The sequence below is a fragment of the Candidatus Nitrosomarinus catalina genome, assembly GCF_002156965.1.
GTDB classification, from domain to species: Archaea; Thermoproteota; Nitrososphaeria; order Nitrososphaerales; family Nitrosopumilaceae; genus Nitrosopumilus; species Nitrosopumilus catalinensis.
The window spans coordinates 460435-479126 of the sequence record NZ_CP021324.1; the positions used below are offsets into that span (position 1 = coordinate 460435).

The window sequence follows — 18692 nt, forward strand, 5'->3', positions numbered from 1 at the left end:
TAATTATGTGGGCTATCCTTTCTGTTTTAGTTGAAAACAAACCAGGTGTGTTGTTTAAGATTACACATCTTTTTAGATCCAGAAATTTCAATATTGATAGTATTTCTGTAGGGATAACTGATAATCCAGATTATTCTAGAATGACTATTACCTCATATGGAGATGAGAAACAAATTGAACAAATTGTAAAACAACTTGATAAAATGATTGATACTGTTGAGGTAAAACATTTGGATGAGCACAAAACAGTTTTTCGTGAACTATGTATTTTTAAGTTAAAACTAAGTAATGCTAATGATAGCATGGAAGTAAACAAATTGGCAAATGCATATGGTGGAAAAGTACATGATGTGAAAAAGGATTCAATTATGGTTGAGATAACTTCTACTCCAGATCAAATCAAAGCATTTGAAGAATTAGCAAAACCATTTGGAATAATTGATGTTGCACGAACCGGTGTTACTGCTTTGCAAAGGAGCGGAGCTTGAAAGTAAGAATTTTTGATACAACATTAAGAGATGGAGAACAAACTGTTGGTGTTTCATTATCTCCAGATCAGAAATTATCTATTGCAAAAAAATTAGATCAACTTGGAGTAGATGCAATCGAAGCTGGATTTCCAGTAATCTCTGAAGGTGAATCTAAAGCAGTAAAGATGATTACTAGTGAAGGTTTATCATGTGAAATTGCAGGATTGACTAGAACAATAAAGGGAGATATTGATGCCGCAGTTGATGCTGGATTAAATTACATCCATACATTCATTGCAACTTCTGATATACACTTACAATACAAACTTCAAATGACAAGAGAACAAGCACTTGAAAAAGCAATTGAAGCAGTTGAATACGGAAAGTCTCGCGGATTACAAGTTGAATTTTCAGCTGAAGATGCAACTAGAACCGATAGGGATTTCTTAAAACAAGTTTTTGGTGATGTTGCAAAAGCTGGAGCTGATAGAATTGATATTCCTGATACTGTAGGATATTCTACTCCTGAATATATTGCAGAAATAACTAAAGATGCAATTACTGCAACACAACTTCCTGTAAGTGTTCATTGCCATAATGATTTTGGATTGGCAGTTGCAAATGCATTATCTGGAATACATGTTGGTGCTGCATGTGCACATGTAACAATTAATGGAATTGGAGAACGTGCTGGAAATGCCTCTTTAGAAGAACTTTCTATGGCATTACAATGTCTTCCACAAGATCAAAAATATGAAACAAATATCAAATCAGAATTAATTTACGATACTTCTAGATATATCTCAAAAATTGTTGGAATCAAAGTTCAGCCAAACAAGGCCATAGTTGGTGATAATGCATTTGGACACGAATCTGGCATTCACACTCACGGTGTTTTGAATAACCCTCTTACTTACGAACCAATTAGTCCTGAATTAGTTGGTAGAACAAGACAACTTCGAATAGGAAAACATGCTGGAATCCATGGAATGAATGCTATGCTTGAAGAATTTGGCGTACAAACTACTGATGACCAATCAAAACAAATTCTTGAAAAAATTAAAGTGCTTGGTGATCAAGGACAACAAATCACTGATGTTGAATTATTATCTATTGCAAGTGATGTTTTAGGTGAAAAAGGAATAAAGAAAATTGTTCAATTATCTGCTTTTTCAGTTTCAACGGGTATTGGAATAATGCCATATGCATTTGTAAAATTAAATATTGATGGTGAAGATTTTATTGGAACTGATTATGGTGTCGGTCCAGTTGATGCTGCATTAAATGCCATTCAAAAAATTACTGGAAAGGTTTCAGAATTAAAAATTACAGATTATAGATTGGCATCTATATCTGGTGGTGCTACTGCATTATGTGAAGTAACAATAACTGTTGAGGACCCTCAAGGAAATTCTGTTTCAGCAAAATCTGTTGGTGAAGATATTGTTACTACAAGTGTAAAAGCTGTTATTGATGGAATTAACAGAATTATGCTTAAAAATATGCTTAAGGAAAAACAGTTAAACTGAATTTGATTATTGATGTGATGATATGTATAAGATTTCATTAATTACTGGTGACGGCATCGGTCCTGAACTATCTGACTCTGCAATTTCTGTATTAAACACAATTCAGGAAAAATATGGAATTGAATTTGAAATCACTAAATTAATTGCTGGAGATAAAGCCCTTGAACAAACAGGAAAAGCACTACCTGACGATGTAGTTGAAACAATAAAAAATTCTGATGTGTGTCTTAAGGCTCCCGTAGGTGAAAGTGCAGCTGACGTAATTGTTGTTTTAAGAAGAATGCTTGATCTTTATGCAAACATTCGACCTTCCAAATCATACCCTCACATGCCTGCATTACGTGATGATATTGATATGGTGATAGTTCGAGAAAATACTGAAGATCTTTACACTGGTAAAGAATTTAGTTTAGGTGATTCTGCAGTTGCTTTGAGAATTATTTCTGAAGCTGCATCAAAACGAATTGCAAAATATGCATTTGAAACTGCAAAACAGCGTAATTCTATGAAAAAAGTAACTTGTGTTCATAAATCTAATGTAATGCGTGTTACTGATGGATTGTTTGCAAAAGCATGTGTTGAAGTTTCAAAAGATTACCCTGAAATTAAATTTGAAGAAATGTATGTTGATGCATGCGCAATGAATTTAATTCGTCAACCTGAAAAATTTGATGTTGTAGTAACTACTAATCTTTTTGGTGACATCTTATCTGATGAATCTTCTCAAGTAGTTGGAGGTTTGGGTATGGCACCTGCAGCAAATCTTGGTGATTCATTTGCATTGTTTGAACCTGTTCACGGTGCAGCATTTGATATTGCTGGACAAAATATTGCAAACCCTTCATCATTTTTACTTTCAATTAAAATGATGCTTGATTGGCTTGGTGCAAAACATAATGATCAAAAGTGTTTTGAAATGGCAAAAAAACTTGAATCTACTATTTTTGATTTAGTAAAATCTGGAATTAAAACAAAAGATATCGGTGGTGATAAGACTACTACTGAATTTACAAAACAAATTACTGATAATCTCTAAATTTACCAAATTTTATTAATTGCAAATTTTAGTCATTTAATATGGCAGTTTGTTGTATTTGTAAAATTGCACCTGGTACCTTAAAGATCAAAGATGGTAATCCAAAGTATAAAGGAAAACCTGTTTGCAAAGAATGTGAAGGTTACCGAAAACTTTTGAAAGAAACTAAGTAATGTTATTTTTTTGGAGTTTATTAGGCACAAAAATGCTTATCTAAATGGATTCGTGATATTCTATAATGGGTTTCTTGGATAGATTTAGTCATACATTTGACAAACAAGGATATGATTTAGATGGATATGATAAAGATGGGTTTGCCAAAAGTGGATACAACAAAAAGGGATATGACAAAAATGGCTTTGATAGAAATGGCTATGACAAAAAAGGGTATGACAAAAGAGGGTATGATAGAAAAGGATTTGATAAAAAGGGATATGACAAAAAAGGATACAAAGAAGGATATGATGAAGATGGATTTGATTTCAAAGGTTACAACAAAGATGGATTCAACAAAAAAGGTTATGATAAAAAAGGTTACAACAAGGATGGATATGATAATCGTGGTTTTTCAATAGATGGAATCCATATTGACACAAAAACAACTTTTGACATAAATGGATTTAACAAAAAAGGTTATGACAAAAATGGTTACAACCTAGAAGGTTATGACAAAAATGGTTACAACCTAGAAGGTTACAACAAAAATGGATTTAACAAAAAAGGCTATGATCTAAATGGTTATGACAAAAATGGTTACAACCTAGAAGGATTTAACAAAAAAGGCTATGATCTAAATGGTTATGACAAAAATGGTTACAACCTAGAAGGTTACAACAAAGATGGATATGATTCAAATGGATTTGATGAAGATGGATATGATTCAAATGGATTTAACAAACAAGGTTATGATCATCTTGGATATGACAAAGATGGGTACAATCATGAGGGATATAACAAATACAATAAAAACAAAAACGAAATAGAAACTGATTAAAACATTTTGTGTTTGAATGTACTAAACAAAATTAACAATGAACTATGTTTTCTGTTTGAGTCATTTACATCATTATTAATCTCAATTTTTAATTATTAAACATCTTAATAATTTTTAATAATTAATTGAGTTTAGTATATAATCTATTATTAACATTTTACACATTTATTAATAACATTTTGAGAATTTAGGCATGAAAGGTTCTCAAATTGGAATTATTGGCGGGGGAATTGTAGCAGTTGTGATTATTGCAATATTGTTTGTATCTATGGGAACCCAAAATAATACTACTCCATTACCGTCTGACCTTGATGTTACTATTCCAACTATGGACTCTAAAAATGATGTTGATGTTTCATCTGAAGATAAATTGCTAGTTTATACAACATTTTATCCATTATACCAATTTACTCAAGGTGTTGCAGGAGATGCAGCTGATGTCCGAATTTTAATTTCAGCTAATGGAGATCCTCATGCATCCGAATTGGGACCAAAAACTATAGTTGCATTAACAAAAGCAGACATGGTAATTTCTAATGGTGTAAACTTTGAACCATATATTGATGAAATTATGTCTGCATCTGATTTTGAACACATTGTATTTGTTGATTCATCTGAAGGAATTGAACTTATGGAAGGTGAGGCTCATGATCATAGTTCACATGGAAGTCATGGTAACGATAAACATGATGACCATTCAAAAGAAGATGTACACGATGAACATACTGAAGACTTTTACAACGAGATTGAACATGTTGTAGAAGAATTTGAACATGGTCATATTACTCAATCACAATCTATTGAAGAAATTGAAGAGATACTAAGTGAACATGAAGGAGACGGACATGGACATGAAGATGCAATTGAAGATATTGAACATTTAATTCACGAAATTGAAGATGGACACATTGACGGTGTAGAAGGACTAGAAGAAATCCATCATTTAGTTTCTGGCGAAGATGTACACGATGACCATTCAAAAGAAGATGTACACGATGACCATTCAAAAGAAGATGTACACGATGAACGTGGGGAAGAAGGAGGCATCGACCATACTTATGACCCACACATTTGGCTTGATCCCATATTAGCAAAAGCTCAGGTAATGACGATTGCAGACCACTTGAAAGAATCCGATCCTACACATGCAGAAATCTACCATGATAATGCTATTTCATATGCTAACCAATTAGATCAATTGGATCAAGAAATCCGTAGTGAGGTATCTTCTTGCGCAAAAGACACGTTTGTACCATTCCACAATTCATTTTCATATTTTGCAGAGAGATATAACCTCAACACCTTGGCAGTAATACAGGAGTTCAGTCCTGAAACTCCTGTAACTGCAAAGGATATTGAGGAACTAATTCGTTTTGCTGAAGACAATGACATAAAGTATTTCTTAACTGAAGAAAACAGAAATCCCAAATTAGCTGAAAGATTAGCCGCTGAATTGGGAGGAGACATTTTGTTGTTTAGTCCATTAGAATCTCTTTCTGAAAGTGACGATCCAAATGTAACATACTTTGAAAAAATGAGACAAAATGTTGATAATTTGCAAATTGCATTAGAGTGTAATTGACAACATATGTTCAAAATTTTAAAACAATGATCAGGTAGATTTTTCTTTCTGAGGTTTGTTTTGTTTTGCCCATTCTTCATACATTTTCATTAATTCATCAACGTCTTTTCCCTCTTCAGAATATGTGACAATTACTCCGAATGTCCCTTTTTTATCGTGACCCCGTGCAAAATATCCCCAAAATGAGTCAGGTAATTTCTGAAAACTGCTTGAATCATGTGATACTCCTATCAAATTATTGCCAATTACCTCGATGACTTTTTTTGCATCTTCTTTTTCGATCATAGTTTATGATTAACTTGTTACAATAAAAAGCTGAATATTCATGCCTAAATTTGAGTAAAATCATATTTTTACACAAAACTTATTGCTATCTTCGGCAATTTAGATCAACTTGGATTGTCTTCAATGTGATGGAAAAGGAAAGTTCATGAATGAATTTGGTTTGATGGAAAAATGTACTTTCTGTAAAAACCCAGATTTGAGTTTTGGATAATTTTTTTGGTAAATTATAAAGACAATTTCAAAACTCTAATTTTTTTACAACAAGAAAGAACTGGAAAACATTGGACATAAATGAATCCTAACATGAATTGTTTTCCTTACTCATCACTCTACTACGCAGACATGATGGTTTCTTGTTACCATTACTACGTCAAAACAATATTTAAGATTGATCTTTTTTTAAGTTATTTTTTGCTAACATAACCACATTGTTTACATACGTATCTGATGCCTCCTTCATGTAATTCATTTTTACGAATAAGCACTGTTACTGGTCTATGACATTGTTTGCACACGCCATTAGGAAAATTACTATCATCCATAGTTATTTTTGAAATTTACTGAATATAACTAATACATTTTTGAATTTTTTACACTTGAAAAATAACATTAAGACTTTGCAATATCGTAATCTTCTTTACCGTTACCAAATTTTTGTGTGATAATTTTAACTCTGTATTTCTTACCTTTTTGAATATCTTGGCATAGTGTGGTGGGATTTCCGTTGTCATAAAATTTTGCAACTATCATTTTTCTTGATGTGTAAAATTTTTTTACTCCATCAAATTCTTCTTCAGTCTGAAGATCTATCTCTACAATTGTTTCTTTTCCTACTTTACGCTCCACTTTTTGTACATTAACAATGGTGAATACTCCTTTATCATCTAATTTTGAGAGTGATGCTTCAGACATTTCAATAATTGATGATTTTTTTACTGATAAACCTCTTTCTGTTGCGTAATATCGAGTATTTATTTTAAAAATAAAATATTATGGGATTAGCATTACTGCTGTACCCACAATTACTAGAAATCCTAGAAAAAGAACTGAACGCTCTTTTTGATCTCGTAGAAGTTTCTTTTCAAGCATGCATTTTATTCTTTAATTAAGATTTTAAACAATGTATTTTATTTTACAAAATTTATGATATGGACGTTCAAATACTGATTTTTGATATGACTGCATCACTTTTTTTAATGGATGGTTTGTGAATACTGTATGGCCTTTACACCTTGCCCTGCATGTCATCAAGTTAGATTTGATAAAAAAGCAAATCGCTGTAATGATTGTGGGTATCAAATAGGTAATTAGAAATGAATATCAAAATGTGCAATCATATTGATATTTCTGGAGTAAGGATAGAAGTTTCTCAATCTGTTTTTGCTTTATGCACTGTTGATGGAAAACAATTTGTTACTTATTCATGCAAAAATTGCTTTGATGAAATAAAGGAGTTAGACCACCAAATTATTTCAAAGGAAGACTTTGAAAAATATCTTAATCAATAATCTCTTGTATAGAGTGATTTTTTAGTGGTATGTGTAGTAAATTATCATGGGCTTATTGGGAAAAAAGAAAGAAAAATGTGATGCTTGCAACAAACCCTTTGATGATCTTGATGAATGTCGTACTCATATGAAAAATATACACCCTCCAACAAAACCTTGTACCAAATGTTCTGGACTAATGGCCTGGGAAAGACAACATACTCAAGCATATGGAAATTTAATCTATGTTTGTAGAGAATGTGACTTTATTGGTGAAATGTGGCGATACTACCCATAACTGATTTTTGACATTGTGCTAGTCTCAACATCTACTATTATTTTGTAATTTTATACAGTTCACAGCCATGTTGTGATTTGAGAAATTTCTTGCTTTAAAATTAGAATAAAAAATTATGTGGATTTTGGCCACATTGAATTCCAAGTATCGGCAAATTTTTTCATCATTTCTCCATATGCATTCATTTGTTCCATTCCTGAAGAACTGAGAGCTTTTTGCCAATTGTCTGCAAACTGTTTAAACGCTGAAGCATTTGCATCATTCATAGATTTTTGCCAATTTTCTGTAAATTCTTTGAATGATGTTATTCCTGCATCACTCATAGATTTTTGCCATTTTTCTGTAAACTCTTTCATGGTATCGGCACTGGATTCTGCACCTGCCTTTTCCCAAACATCATTGAATTTTGTTTGCATGTCCTTGCTGGCGTTTTGGAATTGTTCGAATATTGTTTTCCAATTTTCAAGAGATTTTGAATATTCTCCCCACAATGAATCCCATTCATTATTTTTTGAATTGGTTGACATTAACTTTAAAATACATTCGTGATTCTTAAGTGGATCTATTTAGAATTATTTTGATTATTACTTTATTTTAAATGGTGCTAAAAATTAAATGAATGACATCTGCTTTCATAATTCAAAATATTTTACTTGGATTTTTTTTAATATCCTCAATTAACTCCAATATTTTAAATGGAATGTCCTCAAAATTCTTATCTTTTTCACGCGATACTAGTAAAACATTATCGTCGCTTAATGGAAAACTCATTACAATTACTTTGTCTCTGTATGATAATGAAAAATGAACTATTCCAAATTCATTATCAAATTCATGTCGCATTCTGACACGTAACGCAAGTTCCATGAACATCATTTCATCTTGTTTTTTTGCTTCTAGTGATAGTAGCCCATCTTTCATTCCACCTGCTACCAAGTGCCCTCTGGCATTAATGAATCGCGCCGAGCGCATCTTTGGATGTAATTTTAAAATATCCTGACAAATACTTTCAAGTTCCTCTACGTTATCCACCCATATTATAGGGAATAGAACTACTTATTTTGTTCTAAATGTATCTAATATGGTGAGTTCAAATTCATCTGAAACCCTGAATGACCCTTCTGTTGAAACTATTGATTACTACAAACATTTGTCACTGTTTTGGACTGACATTATTCATTTGATGTCTAGTAAGCCTCAGGCATTAACTTCAATTGGACCTATGAGGGCATTTGCTGCAAATTCAAAAAAAATATCCGTTGAATTAATTGAGATCAATGAAAAATTATTTGAATTTAACAAATACATGACTGAATATTATAATCAATTATCTACTACTTGGGGAATTGCTCAAAAAAAAGTAAACCTAAAAGTTCCAGAAATCCCTCAAGATGTTGAACAAATAGAATCAGTAAAGAGAATTTGGATTGATATTTTTGATAATGACTTTACTGAATTATTTGATTCTAAAAAATTTGGAGACAATTACGGAAATTTAGTATCTAAAGAATTGGAATTGACAAAACATTGGAATAACATTACCAATGTAATTTTACAATCTGTAAATCTTCCTAGTAAGGAAGAGATTGATGAAGTGTATAAAGAAATTCACTCATTAAAAAAACGTGTATCTAAATTAGAATTAAAATTAAAAAAGGAGAAAAGAAAGAATGCTGAGTGAATCTAATGTTGATCCAAAAGTAATTGAAGAAATTTTAAAATTTAGTAAAAATGTCATTGATGCTCCAAAATTAGTTTCAGCTCCTGATGAAATAAATTTGGAAGTAACTCCTCATGAGGTAGTTCAAGAAATTGATAAAACTCGATTATTACATTACAAACCTCTAGTTGAAACAAAATACAAAACACCTTTGCTGATATCTTATGCGTTAATTAATCGATATCACATTTTAGATATTCATCCTGAAAAAAGTTGGGTAAAAAATCTCTTAGAACAAGGATTTGAAGTATACATGTTGGATTGGGGAACTCCAACTAGTATGGATAAATATTTAGATTTTGATGATTATGTTAATGGGTATTTAGATGCCTCAGTAGAATTTATTAAAAATCAAACATCTACTGAAAATATTTCACTACAAGGATATTGTACCGGTGCAACAATTGCTACTGCATACACTGCTTTACACCCAGAAAATGTAAAAAACTACGTTGCTACTGCCCCTGTAATTGATGGGTGGAAAGATACCACTGTAATTAGTAATTTAGCAAAACATATGGATGCTGATAAAATGGTTGATATAATTGGAAATATGCCTCCAGAATTCATGTATTATTGTTTTTCAGTTTTAAAACCATTTGAACAAGGAATTGAAAAATATATTAAATTTTTTAAAAATATTGATGACAAAAAATATGTTGATAATTTTTTAAGAGTTGAAAAATGGTTAGGTGATACTCCTCCTATCCCTGGTGAGTTATTCAAACAATGGATTAAAGACATTTATCAAAAAAATCTTTTGATACAAAATCAAATGTATGTGGGTGATGAATTAGTTAATTTAAAAAATATTGACATGCCTATGTTCACACAAGTAGCTGTGGGAGATCATTTAGTGTCTCCTGAATGTAGTATGCCATTACATTATGCTGTAGGTAGTGAAGATAAAATTTTAAAAATATATCCTACAGGCCATGTTGGAATGATTGCTAGTTCTTTATCTCAAAAAAAAGTATTACCTGAAATGGGTAAATGGTTAGCTGAAAGATCATAAAAAAGTAAAAATAAATTAATAGATATTTAATTTATGTATAAATAAAATAAAAAATCACCCTAGTTATTTGTAGGAGTGAATGTTGTTATCCATGATTGGATAATATTTTTATTCAAATCAGTGAATGCTTCAACATTATCATTAAATGATTTCATATTTTGTGTTGTTGCATCAATTACAGTTTTTGCAATTTGATTTTGAATTGTACTTGCTTGAATAATTTGTTTGTTAGAATCAACAATTACTGTTTTTGCAGCACTAGGAATATCTGTAGATACTCCTGATTTTTGAGCAAATTCTTGTTGCATTGTGATTGCAGCATCAAATGATTTTTGAGCAGTTTTCATACATTCTTCTTGAAAATGTGTTGTTGCTTGAAAATATTGTGGAGTATTTTTTGTGATACTATCAAAATATTTTTGTACATTTTGTTTGTAGATTGCAAATACATTGTTTGACTGATTTGTATTTTGAGTTGTTTTTGTTTGTGTACTCATGAAATTGAGATTGGATTACCACTATATATATTATTGGTAATAGTTGGTAATGAATGGTAAAGGAATCCTTTCATTACATTCTAAATTTTTTAGTAAAAAATACATGTTTTCAAAAACAGATTTGTATTCGATATGAATATGATAATTTAAAATCATGAATTATTTGTTAATTCCAAATTTATCGATGATGGTTTTGTTGCAATTATAAAATTCGTAACTGCCTAATCTTTTTGAGTTGTTTAACCCTGAATTATTTTTTACTTTTCTTAGTTTTTGTTTTTTTGGTAATTGGTAATATAATGACTTGAACCAAATCGCCTTCACCCAAATCTAAAGCATTTCGTTCAGCCTCTGGAATTGAAATTCTACCATTACTACTGATGGTGGTTTTGTATGCTCCCCAATTCATAAACGATGGTAACATTTGTCCAATACTGAACATGGTGTCCATACTTTTTGTTTGCATTGATGACATGTTGTCCATTATGTTTGATTGAGTTTGTACTGTTTTTTCAGAAACTTCTTTTAGTGTTTCTAGTGGATTAAATTTTTGATTGGGTTGATTTGTCATTAATGTTCCAAAGTTTTTCATAAATTCAGCTTGTGCTTGACCGCTTTTTTGAATCCAATCTTTGAACATTGTGGTAGGATCATATTGGTTATTGTTACCATTCATAACCAAAAATATGATAATTATAATTTAAATCCTTTCATTAATTATTCAAGAATTTTAATACTTGCGAAGCAAATAATTCTGGCTTTTGAACATATGGTGTATGTCCGCAATCACTCATTTCATATAATTCAGAATTGCCAATATGTATTACAAAATCATTGGCAAATTTAATGGGAATTACTGGATCCTCTGTACCCCAAACTATCAATGTTGGCGAAGAAATATTTTTTAGTTTAGTAATGATTGATTCAGAATTTTTTAATCCTAATAAAGTTGACATAAAAGCAAATTTTGCATTATGTAATTTCATTCTGCTTACAAATCCTGTAATTGTGGCACTTGGAATTTCTTTACCTGATCCATCCATTGTTTCAAATGCATTTTTTGCACTTTGTTCGTTAGGATATAATGCAGCCATTATGTATGCATCCAGAGCAAAGGTAGATTGTTTCATAATTCCTGATGGAGACACTAAAATTAGTTTTTCAACTGAATTTGGATTAGCAGATGTGAATTCTGCTGCAATTTGTCCTCCTAATGATGAGCCTATTATGCTAGTTTTTTTAATACCTAAAGATTTCAGAAATTTTTCTAAAAAATTTGAAAAAAAATCTATTGTATAATCTACTGTTGGTTTATCACTATATCCAAACCCAATTAAATCCGGAACTATGACTTGAAAATCCTTCTCAAAAATAGGTAATACTTTTTCCCATCTTTCGCATGATGCACCCAATCCATGAATTAAGAGAAGTGTTTTTTTTGATGATCCTGATTCTAAATATCTAATTTTACTTCCATCGATATTGATGAATTTCTCTTTCAACATCGTACATTTCATCTGTTTACTAGATAAGTTCTTAGCTAAATTTTCTAAAATTAGAACTATTTTTTATCCAATGATGTATTAGAAAAGATCTTGGAATTATCTGATTATCTTATATTGCTAGTTTTATTGAAATCTCCCATTCTCATTATTGTATTTTTTAAATGGAGTAAAATAAAGACCAAATTCTCATCTCTAGTCAATTAAGCCTGAAATTTTGTTTTTCAGGCACAAGTTTTCATATACTAGCGGCATGTATTGTTACTGATGAGTGAAAAATTCACTAAATTTGATCAAGAAGAGGAACAAAAAATTATAGCTGAAATAACAAAAGAATTACAAGCAGAAGGGTATTCTGAGGAGGAAGTTCGACAAGGATTGGAACTTGCTTATCATCTAAAAACACATGTCAAGGCAAAAACGGACTCTGTTTCCGATTGTTGTGAATAAAGAAAAAATACTTTTTTTCAATACATGTTTTAATTCATTTTCCTTAAATTCTATATCTTTGAAATAATATTGTGACTTGGGTTCCAATTTTCTATGTTTCTTCACAGGATTTTGAAGGAGACATTAAATCACTAAAAACTGTTTTCTCACAATTTGAAAAACAAATTCATCAAACGGATGGTTATAGATTCAGTCCAGAAGCTGAGTTTGCAATGGGTTGGTGGTTTTACACAATTTATGTTAGGATTGGTTTTATCAAAGAACTCGTAGAGTATAATCATACACGTGATCCTAAAATTAAAGACGAAAAAGCAATTCTAAAGATTATTCAAAATTATTTAAAAATACAAAAGAGTAAAGCTAGGATAAAATTTGATAGAGACAAACCCATGCTTGGAGGATATTGGCATTGGTTACTAAGATAGCCTAATCAAAATAATGTACAGTGACAACCGAAGTTGCCACTGGAGAATTTTTTATTTAGTAACCAAAACTTACTCCTTTGGAGAGTTATCACGTGTCACTAAACATACCAATTCTCATGGCGTGCAAATTGTAATTTTATGAACTAATGAGTTTACAAAAAGGTTGGTATTTCATCAATTGTGTGGCTATTTGATGGTTGAATTCATGATATTGAGAAAAGAAACAACTATGAAGACCAATCACATCTGAAAATTATGATAAAACAAATCCCTCTTTTATTGGTGGTAATTGGAATTGCAGTTCTATTGATTGGAGTTAATCTTGTAATGTCTTATGGTTTGACATTTTTTTCAGGTATTTCCCTTTTCTTTGGAAGTGCACTGCTAATAGCGGGTGTAGACCTTAAAAGAAAAATTAAAAAATTAAACGCCAAAAATCGAAAGGAACATCATGATTACACAATTTCCAAATTGATGGAAGATGATGTTTCAAAAGACGATGAGAATAAGGATTGAATTATGGAACGTGAAAAGGCAATATCAGTTGCAAAATTAGTTTCATATTTGTTAATACTTGTTGGAATTGTAATATTGTCTACAACAATTATCTATTTCATAACTGCTCCAATTAATTGGCTTTCGTATGTGGGAATTATAGTTGGAGGATTAATGCTAAACATTGGAGCTGCAGCAATATTTCTAATTAAAAAATTAAAATTAGATATTAAATCATCTCATTGATTTTTGTTTTAGACACGACTTTTTTTGTAAAATATACAAGATTGTGGCAAGTACATTTTTTTATAAGAATTTCATAATTTGATCATGGCAGATTCATTAACCACATATGATGAATTAAATGAAGATATTCAGTTCACTGAAGAAGAAACTAGGGCACTTTTGAAACTAAATGAAAAAGAAATCTTGATTTTAATTCTATCTGAAATGAAAAAACAAACAGAATTATTATCAAAAAAATAGATTTTCTACAATAATTTCATATCTTATTTTTTTTGAACTACTATGTCCTATTCAGTTTTGATTATGTGAATTCAAATATTTCTGCATTGTCAATCTTTTCTTGTAATTCTTTTTTGTGTTTCTCCTTTTGTTTATCCATATTATGTAAAAGTAAATCTTTCATTTATTTTTGCTAAAAAAAATCTTAAAAAATATTTAAAAATAACTTAAAAAATAAACATCCTTTCAAATTAATTTTTTATTTTAAAAGAAATATTTTTCTTTAGGTTTGGTAGTTTGAAAATCTGATTTTTTTAGAATTGTTTTCTAACTCCAATAATTACAATAGCTGGAATACCCAGATACATTCCCAAATTTAACATAATTACTGAGATTCCAATTCCCAACACTTCTGATTCTGAATTAGCATTTTCCATCAAAGATAAACTAGTAATCATTGGAGTAATTGCAAGCTTGACAGCCTCTTTGAAGTAGGGATTTTCACGCTCATAATCTGCAATTATTGGACTAAATGAGTAATAGACATCATTGAATGTACTCATGAATGCAGCTCCAGATTCTGTTTGTAGTAATTGATTGTCACGTAATTCTCTGAGTTGTTGTACTTGTGGTGCAAGTTCCGAGCCATATGTTGCTGTTGCAATTAGACAACCGCCACCATTACCGGTTTTTACACTAGTTGTTTCTTTTGCAGGTACAGCCAATCCAGTTTTAGTAAAAGTGGAAACATCTGTCCATTCTTTTAAAGTATAATCATTAATGTGATTTGCAATTAACATTGTACCTTCAACAAAATTATAATCATCATGATAAATGGTAAATTCACCAGTATCTGTATCTCCTAATACAGTTGCAACATCCCCATTACTTACAGAAATTGTAACTTTACCTGGAGATTCAATAAAAACTGTTAATGGATTATCGGGAGTAGGAATTTCATAAACATCTTTGTCTAAAAATACGAGTACCACTCCAAAAGCAGTTGATGACATTGTCATCATTATCATAATTCCAATAATAATAGATATTTTCATAAATTTCAATTAAAAAAAGATGTTAAAAGGATTGAGAATTTTTTTTAGGATAAGCGTTTAGCCTTACCCCCACCACCAAAACCTCTTAGTGACTGTGATTAATGATTTGATATTTGTAATATTTTCAGTATTCCATTCAATTTCTTTGTGTTCTGCTAAAACATGTTCTTTAATTTTTGACATTAATTCATTATCATCATTTCTTGTTGATTCTGCTGACCAACTACACTCTTTGCCTGTAAAATTACAATTAATTGATTTTGTCATAATTATGGTGACAATCTGTCTGGATCTCTTGGATAAAGAACTACTTCCCGAACATTATCAATTCCAATCAATGTGGTCATGAGTCTATCTAAACCCATACCCCAACCTGAATGTGGCGGCATTCCCCAATCAAATGTTTTGAGATGGTCCTCAAATTGTGCAGGATCTAGACCTTGTTCAGATAATCTTGCCTTCAGTAATTCTGAATCATGAAGTCTGGTTCCTCCTGATGATAATTCTAGATACCCGTATTGCAAATCAAAAGAACGTGAAAGTGTTGCATCTTCATCTTTTTCTCTGATGTAAAATGGCTTGAGTTTCATTGGCCAATCAGTTAAAAAGTAAAATCCTGGGTGGTTATTTCCAATTATTCTTAAATGTGAATCTAACAAGTCATCTCCAAACTCAATTTTTTCCCCTGCTTTTTTGAGCTCTTCTACGCATTGATTGTAAGTAATTCTCTCAAATGGGGCAGACGGAATCTCAATTGTATGTCCAATTGATTCTTGTTCTTTTTTACAATTTTCTGCTGTAAATTTGTAAACTGCAATTACTAATGCTTCTAAAACATCCATGACATCGTTGTAATCCATAAATGCTGCTTCAATGTCTATACTGGTAAATTCTGTAAGGTGTCTTCCAGTGTGTGAGTTTTCTGCTCTGTAAAAGTTTGAAATTTCAAATACTCTTTCTAGTCCAATTGTCATTTGTTCTTTGTATAGTTGAGGACTTTGTGCAAGATATGCGGTCTTTCCAAAATATTCTAATGAAAATAAATCTGCACCGCCTTCACTTGCACTACCAATAATTTTTGGTGTTGTAATTTCAATGAATTTTTTTTCAGCCAATGTCTTACGTAATATTTGTAGAACATAATGTCTTAACTTGAAAATTGATGCTGTCTTTTGATTTCTCATATCTAGTGCACGATGATTTAATCTTGTATCGATATTACTTTCTAGTCTTCCAATTGGGTCTACTGGTAATGGGTGAATTGCTTTTCCTAATACTTCTATCTCTTCGGCTTTTACTTCGAATTCAAAATCTCTAGCTTTAGTTTCTTGAACAATTCCTTTAATGCTTATAACACTTTGACGATTAATTTCTCCAAGATTATCATTTAATTCTCCTTTAACAATTACTTGAGAAATTCCTGAAATGTCTCGAAGTGTAATGAATGACATTTTTCCTAATTTTCTAAGATCCTCAATCCATCCTCCCAATACCACTTGTTTTCCAATTAACTCTTGGTTTAATTCTGAAATATCGTGAGATTTAACAAAAACCATTTTCATTTATCCTCAAATTCTATCTCAATGTCAAGGTTTCGGGCATTTTTAACAATTTCAACTACTTTTTTGGTGTCAATTGGGAATTTTGGTGTCCATTTACCTGAAACTACTGCTTTTGTTTTTTGATTGCCTCCTGAAAAAACAGAATTAATTGTTAAAATTTTTGTAGGGAAGAATAAATCCTCGATGAACTTTTTGTCTGTCTCATCTGCTTCAACTAACCAAATTTTTTCTTTAAACTGATCCTGAATTAATCTGTATAATGTTCTACTTTGTCTAATTGCCATAATGTCATTCTTTGCCATTGATAAAATGAAATTTCCTTTAAAATCCTTGCATGAAAACAACGTAAAATTTTCTATTTCTTTGTTTGATTTGGCAATTTTTGCTAATGCAATTGATGCGTCTACATCTGCTTTCGTTAGATCCCCTTTCTCTACTTTTGCTTCGCATTGAGGACATAATACTGCATTTTTTGCATCAAAGCCACATATTGGAAATATCATTTGAATCGATTTTTTAATTCTAACACTGTTGTTTATATCCCTTAGTGCAAAATAAAAATTCTAGATGGATCTAAGTAATACATGACTCTGTTATCTGTTGATGGACTATTTTCTACATATCCTACATCTAAAGGCCCTGTTTATGCTGTAGATGATGTAAATTTCCGATTAGATGTTGGAGAATCTTTAGGAATTGCTGGTGAAAGTGCATGTGGAAAAAGTACACTTGGATTATCATTAATTAGAATGCTTAGTGGTGGAGAAAGTTCTGGAAAAATAATTTTTGATAATGAATCTATTTTAGATCTATCTGACTCTGAATTCGATGAAAAATTCCGTTGGAAAAAAATATCCATGATTTTTCAAGGTGCTATGAATTCATTGGATCCTGTATTTACAATACGTCAACAATTTAATGAAATCTTAAAACAACATAATTTTGATGGAAATTCTGATGAATTAATTTTAGATTCTATTACTTCTGTCAATTTAGATGCCGATGTGTTAAAAAAATATCCTCATGAATTAAGTGGTGGGATGAAACAACGTGTTATCATTGCAATGGCTTTAATTTTAAAACCTCAATTTGTTGTTGCTGATGAACCTACTACTGCACTAGATGTTTTAATTCAAGCACAAATCATCAATCTACTCAAAAAATTGAAAAAAGACGGTATGTCCTTTATGCTGATTACTCATGATTTGGCAGTTTTATCTGAAATTGCTGATAAAATTGGAATTATGTATGGTGGACAAATGGTTGAATTTGGAACTTCTAAAGAAATTTATGAAAATCCTAAACATCCTTACACTCAGGGACTGATTGAATCAATCCCGACACTTAAGGGAAAAATTCCAAAATATATTCCTGGAACTCCTCCTAGCTTACTTGAACCTCCAACTGAATGCAGATTTATTGATAGATGTCCTTTAGCTATTGAAAAATGTAAAAAACTTCCTCCAAAATTTAAAACAGATACTGGCTATGTAAGATGCTGGCTTTATGAAGAGAATTAATTTTTATGAATTTAGGTACTCTGCATCAATTTTTTTCAAATATGTCTCTTGAATTAACGTCGTTTCTCGCTCTATAATTTTTTTAGAAATCATTTTTGCATATTTGATTAAATCTGGCTCTTGATGATTATCTTCAAATAATTTTATTTTTTTTAATACTGTCTGTTCAAAATCCATTACTTTGTGAAGTTCATCACTGACTTCTATAATGCTCATTTTTTCATAATCTTTTGGTTTTCTTGAATTAATTTCTTCGATTAACTCTTTAATGTTTTCCACACTTTTCTAACTTTCATTTGATACTT

At 30.8% G+C, this 18692-nt stretch carries 28 protein-coding genes; 16 read left to right on the forward strand and 12 right to left on the reverse strand.

Translation table 11 applies throughout. The features are described 5' to 3' along the window. The first annotated feature begins 5 nt into the window (after positions 1 to 5). From ilvN to NMSP_RS02675, 6 genes are all read left to right on the forward strand, one after another. Positions 6 to 488, forward strand: coding sequence for an acetolactate synthase small subunit (gene ilvN, locus NMSP_RS02655; protein ID WP_086907321.1), 483 nt, complete (start codon positions 6 to 8; stop codon positions 486 to 488). Next, entirely contained in the window at positions 485 to 1999 is a 1515-nt protein-coding gene (locus tag NMSP_RS02660) for a 2-isopropylmalate synthase (protein WP_086907322.1), read from the forward strand. Before ilvN ends, NMSP_RS02660 begins: the two co-directional genes overlap by 4 nt. A 22-nt stretch (positions 2000 to 2021) precedes the next feature. Beyond that, a complete protein-coding gene (locus NMSP_RS02665) occupies positions 2022 to 3035 on the forward strand; it encodes an isocitrate/isopropylmalate dehydrogenase family protein (RefSeq protein ID WP_086907323.1) in 1014 nt (337 codons plus the stop codon). Positions 3036 to 3076: 41 nt separating this feature from the next. Next, a complete protein-coding gene (locus NMSP_RS08660) occupies positions 3077 to 3208 on the forward strand; it encodes a hypothetical protein (protein ID WP_256381667.1) in 132 nt (43 codons plus the stop codon). 65 nt (positions 3209 to 3273) lie between these two features. Then, positions 3274 to 4029, forward strand: coding sequence for a hypothetical protein (locus NMSP_RS02670; protein WP_086907324.1), 756 nt, complete (start codon positions 3274 to 3276; stop codon positions 4027 to 4029). Positions 4030 to 4222: 193 nt separating this feature from the next. Beyond that, the gene (locus NMSP_RS02675; RefSeq protein WP_086907325.1) at positions 4223 to 5611 is read left to right on the forward strand and encodes a metal ABC transporter solute-binding protein, Zn/Mn family; all 1389 of its coding nucleotides are present in this window, start codon (positions 4223 to 4225) and stop codon (positions 5609 to 5611) included. Between the two features lie 30 nt (positions 5612 to 5641). Here NMSP_RS02675 and NMSP_RS02680 read toward each other — a convergent pair whose 3' ends face one another. Together NMSP_RS02680 and NMSP_RS02685 are read right to left on the reverse strand one after the other, a co-directional pair. Beyond that, positions 5642 to 5896 (reverse strand): hypothetical protein, encoded by a 255-nt coding sequence (locus tag NMSP_RS02680; protein WP_086907326.1) that lies wholly within the window; start codon positions 5894 to 5896, stop codon positions 5642 to 5644. Positions 5897 to 6505: 609 nt separating this feature from the next. Next, on the reverse strand, positions 6506 to 6808 hold the full coding sequence (locus NMSP_RS02685; protein ID WP_086907327.1) for a hypothetical protein: 303 nt from the start codon (positions 6806 to 6808) through the stop codon (positions 6506 to 6508). 401 nt (positions 6809 to 7209) lie between these two features. Here NMSP_RS02685 and NMSP_RS02690 point away from each other — a divergent pair, with 401 nt between their 5' ends. Next, positions 7210 to 7404, forward strand: coding sequence for a hypothetical protein (locus NMSP_RS02690; RefSeq protein WP_086907328.1), 195 nt, complete (start codon positions 7210 to 7212; stop codon positions 7402 to 7404). Positions 7405 to 7450: 46 nt separating this feature from the next. After that, positions 7451 to 7681 carry a hypothetical protein gene (locus NMSP_RS02695; RefSeq protein ID WP_086907329.1) on the forward strand — a complete coding sequence of 77 codons (231 nt, stop codon included), beginning with the start codon at positions 7451 to 7453 and terminating at the stop codon, positions 7679 to 7681. Between the two features lie 113 nt (positions 7682 to 7794). On the opposite strand, the gene NMSP_RS02700 is transcribed toward NMSP_RS02695, so the two are convergent. Then, a complete protein-coding gene (locus NMSP_RS02700) occupies positions 7795 to 8208 on the reverse strand; it encodes a hypothetical protein (RefSeq protein WP_086907330.1) in 414 nt (137 codons plus the stop codon). 112 nt (positions 8209 to 8320) lie between these two features. Next, positions 8321 to 8713, reverse strand: coding sequence for a DUF6659 family protein (locus tag NMSP_RS02705; RefSeq protein WP_086907331.1), 393 nt, complete (start codon positions 8711 to 8713; stop codon positions 8321 to 8323). Between the two features lie 151 nt (positions 8714 to 8864). Between NMSP_RS02705 and NMSP_RS02710 the strand changes: the two genes are divergently transcribed. Both NMSP_RS02710 and phaC read left to right on the forward strand, forming a co-directional pair. After that, on the forward strand, positions 8865 to 9362 hold the full coding sequence (locus NMSP_RS02710; RefSeq protein ID WP_192866228.1) for a poly(R)-hydroxyalkanoic acid synthase subunit PhaE: 498 nt from the start codon (positions 8865 to 8867) through the stop codon (positions 9360 to 9362). Then, positions 9352 to 10416 carry a class III poly(R)-hydroxyalkanoic acid synthase subunit PhaC gene (phaC, locus tag NMSP_RS02715; protein WP_086907333.1) on the forward strand — a complete coding sequence of 355 codons (1065 nt, stop codon included), beginning with the start codon at positions 9352 to 9354 and terminating at the stop codon, positions 10414 to 10416. The genes NMSP_RS02710 and phaC overlap by 11 nt, the downstream gene beginning before the upstream one ends. Positions 10417 to 10475: 59 nt before the next feature. Here the strand turns inward: phaC and NMSP_RS02720 are convergent, their stop codons facing one another. From NMSP_RS02720 to NMSP_RS02730, 3 genes are all read right to left on the reverse strand, one after another. Continuing rightward, positions 10476 to 10913, reverse strand: a complete 438-nt coding sequence (locus tag NMSP_RS02720) for a hypothetical protein (protein ID WP_086907334.1) — start codon at positions 10911 to 10913, stop codon at positions 10476 to 10478. Between the two features lie 250 nt (positions 10914 to 11163). Continuing rightward, positions 11164 to 11589 carry an AbrB/MazE/SpoVT family DNA-binding domain-containing protein gene (locus tag NMSP_RS02725; protein WP_086907335.1) on the reverse strand — a complete coding sequence of 142 codons (426 nt, stop codon included), beginning with the start codon at positions 11587 to 11589 and terminating at the stop codon, positions 11164 to 11166. A 37-nt stretch (positions 11590 to 11626) separates the two neighbouring features. Beyond that, the gene (locus NMSP_RS02730) at positions 11627 to 12418 is read right to left on the reverse strand and encodes an alpha/beta fold hydrolase (protein WP_225971317.1); all 792 of its coding nucleotides are present in this window, start codon (positions 12416 to 12418) and stop codon (positions 11627 to 11629) included. A gap of 264 nt (positions 12419 to 12682) precedes the next feature. Between NMSP_RS02730 and NMSP_RS02735 the strand changes: the two genes are divergently transcribed. From NMSP_RS02735 to NMSP_RS08360, 5 genes are all read left to right on the forward strand, one after another. Further along, on the forward strand, positions 12683 to 12865 hold the full coding sequence (locus NMSP_RS02735) for a hypothetical protein (protein WP_086907337.1): 183 nt from the start codon (positions 12683 to 12685) through the stop codon (positions 12863 to 12865). 71 nt (positions 12866 to 12936) lie between these two features. Further along, positions 12937 to 13290, forward strand: a complete 354-nt coding sequence (locus tag NMSP_RS02740) for a hypothetical protein (RefSeq protein WP_086907338.1) — start codon at positions 12937 to 12939, stop codon at positions 13288 to 13290. Between the two features lie 255 nt (positions 13291 to 13545). After that, entirely contained in the window at positions 13546 to 13806 is a 261-nt protein-coding gene (locus NMSP_RS02745; RefSeq protein ID WP_086907339.1) for a DUF373 family protein, read from the forward strand. 3 nt (positions 13807 to 13809) lie between these two features. Continuing rightward, positions 13810 to 14031, forward strand: a complete 222-nt coding sequence (locus NMSP_RS02750) for a hypothetical protein (protein WP_086907340.1) — start codon at positions 13810 to 13812, stop codon at positions 14029 to 14031. Between the two features lie 84 nt (positions 14032 to 14115). Further along, positions 14116 to 14271 carry a hypothetical protein gene (locus NMSP_RS08360; protein ID WP_192866203.1) on the forward strand — a complete coding sequence of 52 codons (156 nt, stop codon included), beginning with the start codon at positions 14116 to 14118 and terminating at the stop codon, positions 14269 to 14271. Positions 14272 to 14564: 293 nt separating this feature from the next. Here NMSP_RS08360 and NMSP_RS08750 read toward each other — a convergent pair whose 3' ends face one another. The 4 genes from NMSP_RS08750 to NMSP_RS02770 form a co-directional block, all read right to left on the reverse strand. Further along, on the reverse strand, positions 14565 to 15305 hold the full coding sequence (locus tag NMSP_RS08750; RefSeq protein ID WP_318779021.1) for a CFI-box-CTERM domain-containing protein: 741 nt from the start codon (positions 15303 to 15305) through the stop codon (positions 14565 to 14567). 63 nt (positions 15306 to 15368) lie between these two features. Next, positions 15369 to 15572: a DUF1059 domain-containing protein gene (locus NMSP_RS02760; RefSeq protein ID WP_086907341.1), complete on the reverse strand. Its 204-nt coding sequence runs from the start codon at positions 15570 to 15572 to the stop codon at positions 15369 to 15371. 2 nt (positions 15573 to 15574) lie between these two features. Continuing rightward, positions 15575 to 16861: an aspartate--tRNA(Asn) ligase gene (gene aspS, locus NMSP_RS02765; protein ID WP_086908353.1), complete on the reverse strand. Its 1287-nt coding sequence runs from the start codon at positions 16859 to 16861 to the stop codon at positions 15575 to 15577. A 2-nt stretch (positions 16862 to 16863) separates the two neighbouring features. Next, positions 16864 to 17370 carry a transcription elongation factor NusA gene (locus NMSP_RS02770; RefSeq protein WP_086907342.1) on the reverse strand — a complete coding sequence of 169 codons (507 nt, stop codon included), beginning with the start codon at positions 17368 to 17370 and terminating at the stop codon, positions 16864 to 16866. An 81-nt stretch (positions 17371 to 17451) separates the two neighbouring features. On the opposite strand from NMSP_RS02770, the gene NMSP_RS02775 reads away from it, so the two are divergent. Further along, positions 17452 to 18387 (forward strand): ABC transporter ATP-binding protein, encoded by a 936-nt coding sequence (locus NMSP_RS02775; RefSeq protein WP_086907343.1) that lies wholly within the window; start codon positions 17452 to 17454, stop codon positions 18385 to 18387. A 3-nt stretch (positions 18388 to 18390) separates the two neighbouring features. Here the strand turns inward: NMSP_RS02775 and NMSP_RS02780 are convergent, their stop codons facing one another. Next, positions 18391 to 18666, reverse strand: coding sequence for a hypothetical protein (locus tag NMSP_RS02780; RefSeq protein WP_086907344.1), 276 nt, complete (start codon positions 18664 to 18666; stop codon positions 18391 to 18393). Positions 18667 to 18692 lie beyond the last annotated feature (26 nt).

Coding starts and splice junctions, on each gene's coding strand:
- aspS (WP_086908353.1), bottom strand. CDS start 16,861: ATGGTTTTTGTTAAATCTCACGATATTTCAGAATTAAACCAAGAGTTA.
- NMSP_RS02685 (WP_086907327.1), bottom strand. CDS start 6,808: ATGTCTGAAGCATCACTCTCAAAATTAGATGATAAAGGAGTATTCACC.
- NMSP_RS02730 (WP_225971317.1), bottom strand. CDS start 12,418: ATGTTGAAAGAGAAATTCATCAATATCGATGGAAGTAAAATTAGATAT.
- NMSP_RS08660 (WP_256381667.1), top strand. CDS start 3,077: ATGGCAGTTTGTTGTATTTGTAAAATTGCACCTGGTACCTTAAAGATC.
- NMSP_RS02710 (WP_192866228.1), top strand. CDS start 8,865: ATGTCTAGTAAGCCTCAGGCATTAACTTCAATTGGACCTATGAGGGCA.
- NMSP_RS02725 (WP_086907335.1), bottom strand. CDS start 11,589: ATGAATGGTAACAATAACCAATATGATCCTACCACAATGTTCAAAGAT.
- phaC (WP_086907333.1), top strand. CDS start 9,352: ATGCTGAGTGAATCTAATGTTGATCCAAAAGTAATTGAAGAAATTTTA.
- NMSP_RS08360 (WP_192866203.1), top strand. CDS start 14,116: ATGGCAGATTCATTAACCACATATGATGAATTAAATGAAGATATTCAG.
- NMSP_RS02735 (WP_086907337.1), top strand. CDS start 12,683: ATGAGTGAAAAATTCACTAAATTTGATCAAGAAGAGGAACAAAAAATT.
- NMSP_RS02760 (WP_086907341.1), bottom strand. CDS start 15,572: ATGACAAAATCAATTAATTGTAATTTTACAGGCAAAGAGTGTAGTTGG.
- NMSP_RS02695 (WP_086907329.1), top strand. CDS start 7,451: ATGGGCTTATTGGGAAAAAAGAAAGAAAAATGTGATGCTTGCAACAAA.
- NMSP_RS02680 (WP_086907326.1), bottom strand. CDS start 5,896: ATGATCGAAAAAGAAGATGCAAAAAAAGTCATCGAGGTAATTGGCAAT.
- NMSP_RS02770 (WP_086907342.1), bottom strand. CDS start 17,370: ATGATATTTCCAATATGTGGCTTTGATGCAAAAAATGCAGTATTATGT.
- NMSP_RS02700 (WP_086907330.1), bottom strand. CDS start 8,208: ATGTCAACCAATTCAAAAAATAATGAATGGGATTCATTGTGGGGAGAA.
- NMSP_RS02745 (WP_086907339.1), top strand. CDS start 13,546: ATGATAAAACAAATCCCTCTTTTATTGGTGGTAATTGGAATTGCAGTT.
- NMSP_RS02750 (WP_086907340.1), top strand. CDS start 13,810: ATGGAACGTGAAAAGGCAATATCAGTTGCAAAATTAGTTTCATATTTG.
- NMSP_RS02670 (WP_086907324.1), top strand. CDS start 3,274: ATGGGTTTCTTGGATAGATTTAGTCATACATTTGACAAACAAGGATAT.
- NMSP_RS02775 (WP_086907343.1), top strand. CDS start 17,452: ATGACTCTGTTATCTGTTGATGGACTATTTTCTACATATCCTACATCT.
- NMSP_RS02675 (WP_086907325.1), top strand. CDS start 4,223: ATGAAAGGTTCTCAAATTGGAATTATTGGCGGGGGAATTGTAGCAGTT.
- NMSP_RS02720 (WP_086907334.1), bottom strand. CDS start 10,913: ATGAGTACACAAACAAAAACAACTCAAAATACAAATCAGTCAAACAAT.
- ilvN (WP_086907321.1), top strand. CDS start 6: ATGTGGGCTATCCTTTCTGTTTTAGTTGAAAACAAACCAGGTGTGTTG.
- NMSP_RS02690 (WP_086907328.1), top strand. CDS start 7,210: ATGAATATCAAAATGTGCAATCATATTGATATTTCTGGAGTAAGGATA.
- NMSP_RS02665 (WP_086907323.1), top strand. CDS start 2,022: ATGTATAAGATTTCATTAATTACTGGTGACGGCATCGGTCCTGAACTA.
- NMSP_RS08750 (WP_318779021.1), bottom strand. CDS start 15,305: ATGAAAATATCTATTATTATTGGAATTATGATAATGATGACAATGTCA.